This window comes from Aporhodopirellula rubra, assembly GCF_014192335.1.
Classification (GTDB): Bacteria; Planctomycetota; Planctomycetia; order Pirellulales; family Pirellulaceae; genus Rhodopirellula; species Rhodopirellula rubra.
Window position 1 is genome coordinate 168,606 of sequence record NZ_JACHXU010000016.1, and the last position, 14,515, is coordinate 183,120.

The 14,515-nt window shown below is 55.3% G+C and carries 10 protein-coding genes and 2 pseudogenes; 4 read left to right on the top strand and 8 right to left on the bottom strand.

The window, feature by feature from the left end; all coding sequences use genetic code 11:
- Positions 1 to 369: 369 nt before the first annotated feature.
- The 4 genes and pseudogenes from FHS27_RS20655 to FHS27_RS20665 all read right to left on the bottom strand — a co-directional run bounded on the left by FHS27_RS20655 (position 370) and on the right by FHS27_RS20665 (position 2,739).
- The gene (locus tag FHS27_RS20655; RefSeq protein ID WP_246420376.1) at positions 370 to 1,185 is read right to left on the bottom strand and encodes a hypothetical protein; all 816 of its coding nucleotides are present in this window, start codon (positions 1,183 to 1,185) and stop codon (positions 370 to 372) included.
- Positions 1,186 to 1,191: 6 nt separating this feature from the next.
- Positions 1,192 to 1,488: pseudogene (locus FHS27_RS31690) on the bottom strand (MBL fold metallo-hydrolase); the annotation flags it as partial.
- Positions 1,466 to 1,831 (bottom strand): hypothetical protein, encoded by a 366-nt coding sequence (locus FHS27_RS20660; protein ID WP_184306738.1) that lies wholly within the window; start codon positions 1,829 to 1,831, stop codon positions 1,466 to 1,468. The gene FHS27_RS20660 and the pseudogene FHS27_RS31690, both read right to left, overlap by 23 nt.
- A 212-nt stretch (positions 1,832 to 2,043) precedes the next feature.
- Positions 2,044 to 2,739 (bottom strand): hypothetical protein, encoded by a 696-nt coding sequence (locus tag FHS27_RS20665; protein ID WP_184306739.1) that lies wholly within the window; start codon positions 2,737 to 2,739, stop codon positions 2,044 to 2,046.
- A 109-nt stretch (positions 2,740 to 2,848) separates the two neighbouring features.
- Between FHS27_RS20665 and FHS27_RS20670 the strand changes: the two genes are divergently transcribed.
- Positions 2,849 to 3,022 carry a hypothetical protein gene (locus FHS27_RS20670; protein WP_184306740.1) on the top strand — a complete coding sequence of 58 codons (174 nt, stop codon included), beginning with the start codon at positions 2,849 to 2,851 and terminating at the stop codon, positions 3,020 to 3,022.
- 94 nt (positions 3,023 to 3,116) lie between these two features.
- Here the strand turns inward: FHS27_RS20670 and FHS27_RS20675 are convergent, their stop codons facing one another.
- From FHS27_RS20675 to FHS27_RS20685, 3 genes are all read right to left on the bottom strand, one after another.
- Positions 3,117 to 3,278 (bottom strand): hypothetical protein, encoded by a 162-nt coding sequence (locus FHS27_RS20675; protein ID WP_246420389.1) that lies wholly within the window; start codon positions 3,276 to 3,278, stop codon positions 3,117 to 3,119.
- A 173-nt stretch (positions 3,279 to 3,451) separates the two neighbouring features.
- Entirely contained in the window at positions 3,452 to 4,666 is a 1,215-nt protein-coding gene (locus FHS27_RS20680) for a rhomboid family intramembrane serine protease (protein WP_184306742.1), read from the bottom strand.
- Between the two features lie 217 nt (positions 4,667 to 4,883).
- Complete coding sequence (locus FHS27_RS20685; protein ID WP_246420392.1) at positions 4,884 to 5,918, bottom strand: WD40/YVTN/BNR-like repeat-containing protein; 1,035 nt, start codon at positions 5,916 to 5,918, stop codon at positions 4,884 to 4,886.
- A 1,114-nt stretch (positions 5,919 to 7,032) separates the two neighbouring features.
- On the opposite strand from FHS27_RS20685, the gene FHS27_RS20690 reads away from it, so the two are divergent.
- A complete protein-coding gene (locus FHS27_RS20690) occupies positions 7,033 to 10,440 on the top strand; it encodes a hypothetical protein (RefSeq protein WP_184306744.1) in 3,408 nt (1,135 codons plus the stop codon).
- A gap of 281 nt (positions 10,441 to 10,721) precedes the next feature.
- A pseudogene (locus FHS27_RS20695) lies at positions 10,722 to 11,046 on the top strand (IS256 family transposase); the annotation flags it as partial.
- Between the two features lie 180 nt (positions 11,047 to 11,226).
- Here the strand turns inward: FHS27_RS20695 and purM are convergent.
- Positions 11,227 to 12,288: a phosphoribosylformylglycinamidine cyclo-ligase gene (gene purM, locus FHS27_RS20700; RefSeq protein ID WP_009103830.1), complete on the bottom strand. Its 1,062-nt coding sequence runs from the start codon at positions 12,286 to 12,288 to the stop codon at positions 11,227 to 11,229.
- A 166-nt stretch (positions 12,289 to 12,454) separates the two neighbouring features.
- Here purM and FHS27_RS20705 point away from each other — a divergent pair, with 166 nt between their 5' ends.
- Positions 12,455 to 14,497, top strand: a complete 2,043-nt coding sequence (locus FHS27_RS20705) for a RecQ family ATP-dependent DNA helicase (RefSeq protein WP_184306746.1) — start codon at positions 12,455 to 12,457, stop codon at positions 14,495 to 14,497.
- Positions 14,498 to 14,515 lie beyond the last annotated feature (18 nt).

Sequence of the window (14,515 nt, forward strand, 5' to 3'; positions counted from 1 at the left end):
AAACCAACAAACGGACGCCCCCATTCATCGCCAACCCAACCAAGCCCGGACCACCAGCGTCCCATGCAGAACGAACGGGCAGCGTGATCGAGCACATACTGCACGAGGCCTCAACGACTTACCGCAGTTTCAACGCCGCATAAAACAAGTACAGCCCCCCTCGGCGTCGGCCACCGGAGCACTGCCGAGGCAAGGAGATTCAGCAAGAAGGAGATTGAAAGATGGCCGTCCGCTTCGTAAATCGCCCCGTCCCCCATTTCTTCTTCAAAGACTCTTCAAAATTAAACAGTGGCAACGTGCCGATCATATCATTGCCTCATGATTTTAATGCCTTCTGGCGATGAGGTCTGCGACACCTGCTAGCTCGAACTACAGCTGTTTCGCAGAGCCATAAAGTTCGATTGTCGGCGTCGACGGTGTTTGCTTAATCGAGAACCGAACACGAACGAATCCGGGTTCACGATGAAGTGCGCGACGAACCTTAGTTGCACTCCCGACATCTGAATCAACGCCGCGTCGCCGAGGCGGCCGACTCGAAGGCGGCCAAGTCGTCGCGTATAGCTGGTTGGTCAATGACTTAATTCGCTGAATGTCGTGCTCGCGTGGAAGAGGATCTGCCAGGCGAGAATAAGGTGTAACGACTGCTAGTGGATTGGGGGCGACCATCGAACTCCAGGCATCGTCGTTGTGGGCATTCACAGACCCATGATGCCCGACCTTTACAAGCTGACTTGTTCGTTTCGTACGGACCTTCGACGAAAGCACCGCTTGCCAGCCAAGTTGCTTACTATCCGAGTTCTCCAAATCAGCCTTCAGTAGAAGATCGAGAACTGGTGTCGAGACTTGGACCGCGACCGACAAATCGTTCGGATCGAAACGGCGAAAACACCGAGTCGTGCTATTCGTCATCAGTTTGGCAACGACATCCGTCTTGCAGCTTGTAATGGCTGCACTCGATGGGCTCAATGCTTGAACGCGGACCGACTCATCGACGCCGCCTAGGTAAAGGATCGTTCCCTCGGAAGCAAAAACATCAGGGGAAACGATTTCTCTTCCCGTCTCCGCGAAATGGTCGAGGATGTCCGCGAACTCACTAGCCGTCGAACTCGCTTCAACGAGCTTGTTGCTTTCGTTGGCTTCATAGACGAGCTGAAAAAACTGTTCTTGCTCCAACGCTGCTGACATCGCAAAAGTTGCCTGAGGACATCGACGAACAATGTCAGCCAATCCTTTTACATGATCGTCATGCCAATGAGTCGCCAAAATGCTTTGAATCGCTGACGACGGATTGATTTTTAGCTTTTCAAGGTAAGCAATGGCAGCAGGTGTTTTCGAGCGTGGGAAACGGCACGAGTCAATGACGAACCAGTTACCATTTCCCAGGTGCATCAATATGCACTCACCCACGCCTGGTCCGAAAATCGTAAGCTCGAATTCGTCCGCTTTAGGAGGAACAAACGAGACGCTATTTTCCGAGCAAAAGTCCACTTAGATTCTTGACCTTCCGTGTAATCTCATTTCGTTTCGCTTGGCCTAACTTGGGCATGCGGCGTAAACGAAATTCCGTGAAACGTTTAACTTGGCCCGTTTGCCGTCTCAAGTGCCCAAGGCTCCAGTAAAACACAGCCCCTTCGACCAGCAGGGGCAAGTCCCATGTATTAAACTCACTCAGCAAGACCTCCGCGTATTCGACTGGATTCGACTCATCGGTTAAGTCGTACAACTCGCAACAAACGACATCGTGTTGACGTTCCAGTACGACGCATTCCCATTGCTGGAGCAAAACCTTACGATCGCCATCCAAGGTGACAATTCCAACGTCCTTGCTCACGGGGCGAACAGTTTTAGGAGCTGCCTCCGATTGAGGCGTGGTTGATTTTTCGGTGTCTGGCTCTGCCCCGTTTGTGGAGGCATTCTCAGGAAGTGTTGACGACTCCAAAAACCACCAGTCACCCTTACGCAATCGCTTCGTCTCGGGCTCCGATATTGATTCACGAACATGTGAATTCGTTTCTAGTGAGCTTCTTTCATTAAGCAGGAGGTTCATGATCCTGTCCCCGCTTGCTCGATACCGTCGCATGCCAAGCTAACGGCAGTCGACTCCGCATAGTTGCGGAATGATTTCCAATCGTCTTTGAGAGCTCTCATGACTTCGTTGTTTCGATCTGCGATAGAGATACGCTGTTCCGTTTCGATATTATAATGTTGGTTGATGCTCACGACGACACCATTCTCCAATCCACTGGCAGGTGCGACACGAATCGAAATCCGATCCGCTGAGCAGTCCTTTCGCTTTCCAAGCATCGCAACACTGAGCATTCCGGGATCCTCAAGTATACTCTGCCACTGGTCCTTCGGCGCCAGTCGATCCCCAACCGAATTCCAAGCGTCTCGACTCGGAAGCTGGAATCGGCTCTCCAAGTTAAACCCAATTGCCGAGAGCGGTGTGTGCTCTAGAAGCGAAAACGACCCAATTGCCAAGTCTCGCAATTGAGGTACTCGAGCTGCATCTTTGGTCGTCAATCCGAAACGATGCTGTTCGATTTGGAAGTGGATCCCGTGCCAATTGAACATCGACACCTCGGAACTACTCAAGACATCGTCAGCCTCGTCGATCTCTTGCCCAGCGATCAGTTCATTCTGCGCATACCACAGTGGATGAAAGATCTTCGGGTTGAAATTTCCGAGGATCACCACTGAAAATACTTGTTGTTCTGGTTCTCGTTGCAACGTAGGCATTTAATTATGCTTCCTTAACCTCTCATTTTGATCTCCGCTTCCGAATCGTCAATCGGGCGAGAACTTTAGCAAATACGAGATTTTATCGGCTATTCGCAAGGTGAACGTCATGAATTCAGAAGTGTTTGCGTCATTTCGCTCACTGGATTCGCCAAATGGTGTCGCCGCCGTAGGCGAGGATGCCGAGGCGGATGGCACCGGTGATGGCGAATTCAACGGCTTGGTGGACGGAGGTTGTGACGCGGGCGCAACCGAAGTAGTTCGACGAAAAAAAGGGGATTAGTGGTCGTTTTGACGCGGATCCGGTAGATGCGAGGTCGGCCTCGAAGTGCTCCGGTGGCCGACACCGGTGGCTGGTTTCATCAATCGGGGATTGCTTATCGCAGCAGGTGCGAGACTCGCAGGATTCGAAATAGTTTTTGCAGCATTTTGGCTCGGTAGAGATGCTGTGTCGCTTGGGCTTCCACCTCCAATTTCCGCAAATAGATGTCGCGTTCTTGGTAGCCGCATGTCGGACAACTCTCTTCGCTTTTGCTCATTGGCTTCAGACAGCATGGGCATTTTGTTTGAGCGCTGCTCGACATAATTAGCTCCCAATTGGAACGGCGTGTGAACCGACAAAACTTGCAACGTGCATGGCTGCGTTGCAGGCGAGGACGATGAAGTGGAGGTTGAATCGAATGACTTGGCGTGTGGATCTCGGCGAACCTCGCTATGACGTCGGATCGGTTGCGTGTGCCTGACGTTGGCGAAGTCGCGTGTTGGCTGCTCGAAGAATTTTCTCCTTCGCACTTGCGACTTGAGACGACAGCGGCAACCTGAGTTCCTGCAGTGCCCTGACCGCGGCCTGCGGGTCGTTATTGTTCCGGAGTTCGATCGCCGCGATCTGCAAACGTGCGTTGTTCGAATGCTTCGAAGACCGCGAGGCCAAATAACGAAGCGGCAAGAGTCGCTCTCGGTGCCGATCGTTCTTGGAAAGTTGATTGACGTACGCGATCAAGGTCGAATTGGGAACCGCGGCGACACACGCGTTCTGACGAAGACGGTCAAAACATGCAATCGACTCGTCAACGCGATCGGATCGAACGGCGTTGGCAAAAGCTTCAAAAGCTGTCGCACACGGGTCACGTTTGGCCTGAGTTGTCGCGTCGGTGATCGCGGTGGTGACGGCAAGCTTCGACGCACCGTGGACACGATGCAGAACACTGTCTACTTGCGCGGTATCGTTTTCGTTTGAAACACGGCCTACACCGAAGGGCTGCATCCCTAATCGCGAAAACAGATCCCAACCTTCGCAGTCGACCAACTCATGCTTGAGCATGAAGATTGCAAACGGGATCCCGACCGACATCCCCAGCAAGTGCAGCATGGGTGTCGACATTCGAATCCCCGTCCAAGCGACTTGCAGGAATTCGATCGCAAAGTAGAAGAACGCGACCACGCTGATTGGGATTTCGATCGTGCCATAAAACAACCAACTCCAAACGTAAAAGAAGTGGATGTCGTTTTGGGGAGCCCAGATCACCGCCACGGCGAGCAACGCAAAGATCACCCCGGACGCACCGAGCGCGCCGCCCTGACCATCAGTGAACACGAACATCGGAATCTGCCCGATTGCTCCGTCGGCAAGCGCGAGTCCCAGATAGAGCAGGCTAAATCGCTTCCAACCCAACTTGCCCTCGATGACGAGGCCGAAGCACCACAGGAAGATCATGTTCCCGATCAAGTGCGACCAGGACGCGTGCATGAACGCACTGGTAACCCACTGGAACGGATTGATGCGGTCAAATTCGAGAATCAACCAATCGTAGCCGCCGCAGTCGCCCATGCCGGTCAGCACGAACAACACTGTGTTGGCAGCAATGATACCGATCGTGGCCACCGGATAGTGGTAGACAGGAGCGTCGGTACCGTAGGGTAGGAACATAGGTATCCACAGGAACGAACCAGAACATCGATTGCTATTTACCCAGGCAACAATCACGCGAAGACAGGGCGCGCAGGACAAAGCGATGTCCGAGAGAAGGAGACGCCCGAGAAAAGGATTCGTCGCGAATCAGAAACGCGGTTCGCGGGCCGGGCGGCCAAGGTCTGATTCTTAGAGGCAGTACCAACGGGTCGCTTCGATCAATTGCCTACAACGCTCAATCGCCGACAACGATCAGTCGACCGAAGCGGCCATCCGAGCCGGATGCGAAGACCTGCGTCTGGCCAACCGCCAAGGCATGAAAGCCTGTCTGGGATACCGGTTCCCAGACGTCTGCGTCGCGGGAAAAGTCAGTACCGAACGGACCAACGGTGATCAGCCCCGCTGGCAACGGGCCGCCCCGCGGAGTTGCGATAACCGCACTTCGGAACGCAGCAGGCTGCGTCTTCACCGTACGCCACGTGACTCCCCGGTCGTGGCTGATGCACGCGGTGACGTTCGACGTTTCGGAAGCCCGATAGTCTCCACCGACGAGCACCAAAGTGCTGTCTTCTTTTCCTGCCGTCGACGTTGGAACCGTGCCAACCGAAAAGATCCCGGACGCTTGCGAACTGGGAATCGGCACCGAGACCGTTGTCCATTTGGCATCCCAAGTGGTACGAAGACAGAGACGGCTGGTCTCGGATTCGCTCCCGCCCGTTCCAAACCACAGTTGCCCCTGCTCGCCAACGTGCAGCGACGAATTACTGGCAGCAAACGCCGCTTCACCAGGCCGAGACTGCGGGAGTTCATTCGTCAGTCGTTCCCAGGTTTGTCCGCCGTCGCTCGTTTCGACGACCAGCAACTTCCCGTCGACCGGATCACTGATTGCGATGCCTCGTTGTGAGTCCCAGAACCGCATGGCATCAAAGAAAGCCGTCGGAGACGACGCGCGGTAGGTTTCTCGCCATGACACTCCGCCGTCTTCGGTTCGGAGCAGCACCGCTGGTGAACCCGCGCTGGCGATGCAGGCAACGTCCGCACCGAACGCGTGCACGCAGCGAAACTCGAGATCACCAAAACCTTTCGGACCACACGGCGTCCAAGTCTTACTGCCATCGCGGGTCCGAATCACCGTCGCGTTCGATCCACTGGCCCACACGACTCGATCATCGACCGCGGACAGGCCACGAAGACTCGCGTCCGTCCCCGTCGCCGTCACGTCCCAATCCAATGAAACCGGCTCAGCGCCATTGGCAAAGGCCAGCGTCATTGCAGAAAGACAGAAAACCAAAAACGGCCTAACAGCGGCGGAAGATTCAGAAAGCATGCAAGAGAGTCCTAAGCAAAGATGCGTTGTCGATCGCCCCGGATAACGATCCCCACCATGCGACCCAAACCCAGCCACCGGAGCAACCCCAAACACAAAATCGCATCGCTTCGAAACTCAGTTTTTCAGCAAACGCGTTACGCCGATAGAAGTTCAGCAGCAGGTATTAGCATGTAAGCAGAAGTCTTCCAGTGCATTGCCTGTCGTGGCGCTGGCTTGGACGCCAAAAGGTCGGTCCGACACGTTTTCACCTGTCCGTTTTGTTCCGCAATTGGGAATGCTATCCCGGAGGGATGGAAGAGATTCGCCGGGGGTTGCTGCGCAGCAGCGCACCCCCGGGGACGAAAAAAACGAACCACCGCCCCTGAAAGGGTCGCAGATTCGATGACCCTTCCAGGTTCAACAGGTTGTCGATCCATCTGTTTCCGGTGGTGTTCGCTTCGCTCAAACCACCGGCTAATTTCTGACAATCTCTTCGGGATGAAAGCGACACAAACACATTGCCAGTCCAAACACATTGCCAGTCAACGTCAAACTTTTGGCGGCCCAACAACCAGATGGTGGGCCGCACGTTCTTCCTATCATTGCCGTTTCTGGATCACGCTGGCTCACGACGAAGGAGCACTGACCGTTCACGTCTGCCGAACAGCCAAATCGTGATTGCTAAACCGCCAGGGCGGTAACGGAATTTGGTGTCGCCCCACACGTTGCGACTGCGAGTAACGAGCTACGTTGTGCCTCCGTTGGGCGGTCGCCTGGGAGGTGAAGTTAGGCGTTTGGAATTACGCCGATCGACGCCAAAGCTCGGGAAAAAAAATCTTTGTAGATTTCTTGTCCGTATTGGACGAACGCTTCACATCTCTAGCTCAGGGAATTCGAGACGCACTTCGCGTCGAAGACGATCCCGGACCTGGAGTCATGTGAAATGAATCGAAGCAACCGAGGCATGTTGGTAAAGTTTTTCTCTGACCGCTCCCGATCACGTCGCAGGAAAGGGCACGACACGGCTAGCAAGAACCGTGTCATGATCCTGCAAAACCTGGAGGAAAGACGGGTCATGACTGCCTCTCCTTTGACGACGGGGGTTTCCAATGACACGCCGGCCGCCATCTATCTAGCATCGTTGATTGATCAGACCTTCGCGGCAAACTCGCTCGCGACGACATCCTTTAGCAACGATGAAGAACTACTCAATCTACTAGCGGTCCAAGCCGCCAACCATTTTGGAGAAATCTCGTCGGCAATCGGCAGCAACTTGAATGGGCTCGGAACGATCCCCGCGGTCGGCGATGAAATTCTAGCCGCCGTCACACCGGTAATTCGCTCGGCGAACAGCATCGGCAATGTTCAAGGTGATGCGCGACAGTACTTACGCGCCCGTGGCATTGAAATCAATTCCGTCGCCACCGCTCAGGAAGTCTACGCGGGAACCCATGGCGACCTGTTGGTGCTGACGATGGATTTCACCCAATCGCTCGCCAACCCGCTGACCGTATCCGCCGCTGGGAATCTAGGTTCGCATGATGGAATCCGATTGACGCTCGATGGTACTCTCACTGTCACGCCTGACGTGGACTATCAATTGACATTCGGCCTCGATCATGAAGGGCGATTCTTTATTGTCGAGGGGTCGACGGTCAATGTAAACGTGACGGCCGATGGTGAACTTCATGGCACGGCTCACATCCCCAATCTCGCGAACGTCACCGCCCAGGCCACCTCGGCTGACGACCAGCATTTGTTCGTCAGTAGTTTGGATTTTATGTTCAGCGATTTTGACGCGATCGCAAACGAACGCTTCTACTTGGCCGGGGTAGATGCAACGAACCTAGCGGATTTGTTGGCCGATTCGAGAGCAGTTGATTTCGCGGCAACCGCGGACGCCGAGGTTCAGTTTCAACTCGACAACCCGCTCTCGCGTTTGCCTGCGTTTCTTTCAACCCGATTGCAGGGGCTCTTCCCGTCCCAATTCTCGTGGACGGCCGATGTCCATATTGATGCAGTCACCCAGACGTTTGATTTAGAAATTCAAAGCGAGTCGATCGCTGCGATCGCTTCGTTGCTCAGTTCCAACGATTCACTGCAAGACGCATTGTTTCAATTATTGATCGACGAAATTGCCACACACAATCCATTGCCGGATGCGGTGCAAACGATGCTGGGTACCAAAATCCCAATACTCGAGCAATCGCTGCTGGATCTATTGGATGTTCCCGAGGAAGCTCAGTTTTTGATCGCACCGGAAGCGTTCCGTGGCAAACCTCTGGCGGACGTGGCCAGAGATGAGAACGGCAATCGATTTGATCTCGGGTTTGATCTGTTCGAGCCGGTCAACCTCACCCGTTTGCTCAGCGGCCAGTCTTATGAAATTCTGAGTCTGGATTTACACCAGCGTTTTCAGGCTGATGGAACGCCCATCACCGTCATGCCCGAGACGCTTCTGTTCAGCTATCTCGGAATCGCAAATGTCACGATGGAGGTCAACCTGATCCCCAGCATGTTCTTCGAGTTTGACGTTCAGATGGGGATTGACACCCAAGGTTTCTATGTCGAAGCGGATCCCGTCAACGAAGTGAGCGATCAAGCGAACATTACATTCGGCGGTGGGATTACAGGACAAATTGTCGGGGAAGGGGACCTCTTCTTCGTCTTAGATCTCGTGCGAGTGACGGCTGAAATCGGATTGGAGGCGTTCGGAGGATTCACCTTCATTACCGAACCGAATTCGGACACGAAATTGCGTCAACTCACGCCCGATAATTTGCTCGTGACGGCGGGGCTGGACCTCAACCTGGGATTGAAAGGCGAAGTCGGTTTGCTGAACTTCGGTATCCAGCGAAGTGTTCAACGCGAGATCGAGCGACCGCTCTATCGCTACGAAGTCGGCACCATGGCTGACATTCAGGATCAGTTGAATTCGTTCAAGGAACAGTTTCAACGAGAAGGCAAACTCGCCGTCTACGCAGGGGCTCCTTTGGACCCGCACATCGCAGCCGCAGCTGCGGTCCTGCTCTATCAGGACCTGCAAAGCATCGGTGGCACGGCGCGGGCGATGATCCAAGACCTGCGAGTGAATTTAACCAACACGGCCAAAATCCTACATGGAAACATGAACGTGCGACTTGGGGAAGTGGTGCGTGTCCTCAAGAATGATGTCGGAGCGTCGGTCGCCGATATCGGCAAGACACTCTTTCGTGAACTCAACGTGGGGGTCGGTGAGTTAACCAGTCTGTTGCGCCGTGAAGCCGCCGCCAGTGCCGGGCAGGTTGCGCAGTTACTCAAAGAGCTCGGCTTTGGCCTCTCGGACATTGCGAGAAATCTTTTCAACCAAGCCGGTGCCTCACTTCAAGATGTGGCCGGTGCACTCGGAAACCTCAGCCGTGACATTGGGCAAATTGCAGCAGCCCTGAACACCCGAGCCGGTGTGACGTTGGATCAAATTGCCGCAACCCTATACCGCAACATTCCGTGGACGAACGCGGATCATGTCGCACAAGGCCTAGGAAGCATCTCACGAGATGTGAGTGGCATCGCCAATGCGATCAGGAATAACGTGTCTAGCAATCTCAACACAATTGCTTCTTCAATGTGGTCGATCTCTTGGACGACCACCAATCAGATCGCGCAAGGCCTCGGAAGCGTTTCGCGAGATGTCAGCGGCATCGCCAACGCACTCAAGAACAACATCTCGAGCAACCTCAACACGATTGCCTCCTCGATGTGGTCGATCTCTTGGACGACCACCAACCAGATCGCGCAAGGCCTCGGAAGCGTTTTGCGAGATGTCAGCGGCATCGCTAACGCACTCAAGAACAACATCTCGAGCAACCTCAACACGATTGCCTCCTCGATGTGGTCAATTTCTTGGACGACGACGAATCAGATCGCACAAGGGCTCGGAAGCGTTTCGCGAGATGTCAGCGGCATTGCCAACGCACTCAAGAACAACGTCTCGAGTAACCTCAATACGATTGCCTCCTCGATGTGGTCGATCTCTTGGACGACATCGAACCAGATCGCGCAAGGCCTGGGAAGCGTTTCGCGAGATGTCAGCGGCATCGCCAACGCACTTAAGAACAACGTCTCGAGTAACCTCAATACAATTGCCTCCTCGATGTGGTCGATTTCATGGACGACATCGAACCAGATCTCGCAAGGCCTGGGCAGCGTATCGCGAGATGCCGCCGGGATCGCTCGGGCTTTGTCGAGCCAGTTGAACCTCAGCTATCGCAGTGTCGCAAACGTTATGTGGAACAGCATCTCCTGGACAACCGCTGACGACGTGGCTCGCGGGATTGGCGCGTTGACAACGAACGTCAACTCCATTTCGGACGCGTTGCAGAACGGGGCGAGACTTGCGGCATCGACCGTCTCTCAAGCAACCAGCAACGTAGCTCGAGCACTCGGATTGCCCTCTCCTTCGGGTGGCAGCGTTCAAGTCGGTGGAATCTCAATCCGCTGGTAATACCAACCGAATCACGCAGGCGTTCGGCCGACAGTCATCGATGGACCGGCCGGGACGCCTGCAAGATAATCAGTGAGCTGTGGTCGTTCGGACTCGCGTACGCCGCAAGGGGCGACAGTGGGGAGGGCGACAACAGGGCCGGTCACCAAAGTCGAACTCGCCACTGATCGAGTGGCGAAGGATCAGTCAATTGCAGATGCATATCAACCAGGCGACGCCTTTCTAACGACAGCGGCCGAACGATTGAGAACATCTAGCCGATTCCCCGCAGGTTGGCCGATCGAAAGCAGGTTCTGAACCTTGTCCTGGGAACCAGCGAAAGCCTGGAAGTTGCGAGTAATTCAATTGCCGAATGACAAACCGCGTGTCACCTGCCCTCATCGTCTGTACGTCGTACTCGATGCAAGTGATGCATTTCGTGGTGCCATCAAGCTCCGCCGATGCAGTGTTTCAACGTTACCTGGGCCACCAGGAGCGGAACCTGAAGGCAAAACTCTCAAACGATATTGGGGGGTCTCTCGATTGTTCACCCGTCTTCGCAACGTCCAAGGGTTCGAAGCAGCCAAAGAAGTAATTGATGAGCTGAATAAGTTTATCAAGCCAATCAAGTAAGTCGTTAGCTAGCGCCAGATAGACGTCGATTCCCACCATACAACACAGCAACTAATCACACGCAGTCGTGTCATCGCGAAATTCGGATACTTACCAAACCCGAGTGACGTGTCGACGATCGAGCATGCCATCGCAATCACTTATGTGATGCGAGCATGTTTTTGCAGAGCTTGTTTACTCGGCGTAGCGGACCTTGCCGGTGCCTTCGGTGATGGCACCGATGCGATGGCATTCGATACCGAGCGATGACAGTTGGGTCGTGATGCTCGATGCGTAGAAATCGTTGACGACAATCGCCATACCGATTCCCATGTTGAAGACACGCCGCATCTCCGACGTTTCGACTTGGCCGTGTTTTTGCACCCAACTAAAAATCGGGTTCGGGGTCCATGACGTGGGATCGATTTCAGCATCGACTCCCGAAGGCAAAATCCGATCGAGGTTCTCTTCGATGCCGCCGCCGGTGATGTGAGCGATCCCGTGCAGCACTTGCTTGACGCGATAGTGCGACTGAATCGCACGGATCGCCGCAGTGTAAATACGCGTCGGTTTCAAACAAACATCGCCGAGTGATTCACCACCAAACTCTTCCGGACAATCGTCCCATCCGGCGCCGGCATCCGCGATGACTTTACGGACCAGCGAGAACCCGTTGCTGTGCAGTCCCGTTGCTTCCAAACCTAACACCACGTCGCCGGGTGAGATCAGATGCCCGTCGATCAATCGCTTGCGTTCGACCACACCGACGGCGAACCCGGCGAGGTCATAATCGTCGGTGCCGTACATGTCCGGCATGATCGCGGTCTCACCGCCGAGTAGCGCCAAATCGCCGGCCACGCATCCGTCGCTGATTCCCGATACGATCCGTTCCAACCGTGCGGGATCGTCACGTCCCATCGCCACGTAATCGAGGAAGAACAGTGGTTCGGCACCCGTGCAGATCAAGTCGTTGACGCACATCGCGACGAGGTCGATGCCGACGGTGTCATGCCGGTCGAGCGATTGGGCTACGACGAGTTTGGTTCCCACCCCATCGGTGCCGCTGACGAGGACCGGTTCTTCGTAATTGCGTGCGAACAATTTGCCCGCGAAATCCAGTTGAAACAGACCGGCGAATCCGCCATCGCTCGGCAGGACTCGGGGGCTGAACGTGCGGTGCATCAACCGGGGCAATCGGCTCATCGATTCGGCGTAAACGTCGAGATCGACGCCCGCATCTTTGTAGGTCGCGGCCATGGGCGAAAAAGGGGAAGAAAGGGGTCGGAAGAAAACGCTCGAAAGCAAAAAAGGGCGGAACGACCTCAGCCGTTCAATGATGAGCAGGAAAAACCGCCAAGAGCCGCAATCCGCACACCGCACCTATCATGACGCCAGGATGTGCGGGTGACGAGGGGCGGGTATCATGGCCGGCGTGAATATTGACGAGAACCATCGCGGATCGATGGCAGATGGCAGCCTCGACCAAGCCGAATTGGATTCGCGATGGCGGGCCGCCGAAAAAATCCTCCGCCACCGATTCGAGCACGACGGCCTGCTCCCGGCCCAGCGGAAAGTGATCGAAAGGGTGCTCCGCGGGCATAACGTTTTGGCCGTCCTGCCCACCGGACACGGCAAAAGCCTCTGTTATCAACTGGCCAGCCAAGTGCTGCCGGGCCTCACCGTCGTCGTCTCGCCGCTGGTCTCGTTGATGAAAGACCAGTGCGATTCGCTGGCCCACAAATCGATCAAAGCCGTCCGGATCGATCAATCAGTCTCGCCCGATGAATTCCGTGATGCCTGGCGATCGGTCCGCTCCGGCGAAGCCAAACTGCTGTATCTCGCCCCCGAACGTTTCTTCAACGAGCGATTTGCGGCTCAGATCGGTGACCTCCCGCTCTCGATGCTCGCCATCGATGAGGCCCACTGCATGAGCCAGTGGGGGCACCATTTTCGTCCCGACTATCTGCGACTGCCCGAACTCGTCGAACGCTACCGAATTGGGCAAACCCTCGCTCTCACCGCAACGGCCACTCCGGCGGTCGTCAAAGACATTCGCGGCGCATTTTCGATCGACTCCAAGAACACGATTCGCTTATCAACTCACCGCCCCAACCTACGGCTGCACTGCACCCCGACGCGAACGGACCAACGCGACCAGATCCTGATCGACCGACTCGGCGGCCCCCCGAAAAAGAAGACTCGCCGTAGCGGCACGGCCAGCCCATCCCGCAGCAAACGACGAAACTCCACACTGGTTTACGTCACACGGCGAAACACGGCCGATCAACTCGCCGATACGCTGCGGGAGAGCGGCTTCGCACCCCTCGTGTACCACGCCGGGCTATCCGCGGCCGAACGAGACGATGTCCAGCGAGAGTTTATTGAATCGGACAATTCGGTTTTGATCGGCACGATCGCGTTCGGCATGGGCGTCGACAAAGCGAACATCCGCCGCGTGATTCACTACAACCCGTCGCAGTCGATCGAGGCCTACAGCCAAGAGATCGGCCGGGGGGGACGCGACGGAAAACCGTGTGAATGCGAAACCCTGTTGGTTGCCGAAGACCAAACGGCGCTGCGAAATCTCGCCGCCAGTGACCTGCCCAGTGACGCGGCGCTCAGCCGCCTGATCGAACGATTGATCGGCCAACCCGACCGGTTCTACCTGGCCCTCGGCAAACTCGGATGGGAAGTCAATCTCTCGACGCCCGCCGTCGCCACGCTGCTGATCCGGTTGCAATCGCTGGGGTACGTTCGATGCCTACCGATGCGATACGACACCTACCGGATCACACCGAAATACACCAACGAAAAAATCGTCCAAGAAAGCTCACCCTCCCACCGGGACGCCGTTCGCGCCATTCTGGCTTCACTCGCCAAAGGTCGTCGGGGGTTCCGAGTCAATCTGATTGTGGCATCCGAACAGCACGGGATCGAAAGAGAAAAATTGATCGAGGCGATCGAACAAACCGCGATCGAGGGCCTCTGGAACGTCGAAAGCGCCGATTCGATGCACGGGTACGAATGGATCAAACGCATCAAACGCCCAAAATCCTTAGTTAAATCGCTCCGGCAACACGCTTTCGATCAATTTGAGAACAACGCCCAACGCGTCGGCCAATTGATGGGTTTCCTCGAGTGTCATCGCTGTCTCGCGATCGAATTGGCCGAACATTTTGGTCACCGGCGCTCTCGCATATGTGGCCGATGTACTGTTTGTTTGTGCCAGGGACCCTTTTCAAACCAGATCGTTCCCTCTGATTCGATCGGACGCTCCGCTCTGGGGGTGCTCGAAACGGCGATCCGACAATATCCTGACCTCTTTGCAGAACCCGTCGACCAAGCCAAATTCCTGTGTGGGCTGAGCACGCCCTTTTTCCGACGATTTCGACTATTCAAGAATCCCGGTTATGGTGTCTGCGAAGACGTCCCGTTCCAGCGAGTGCTCGCAGCGCTGACGAAGTAAATTGCGAAATTTCAGAGA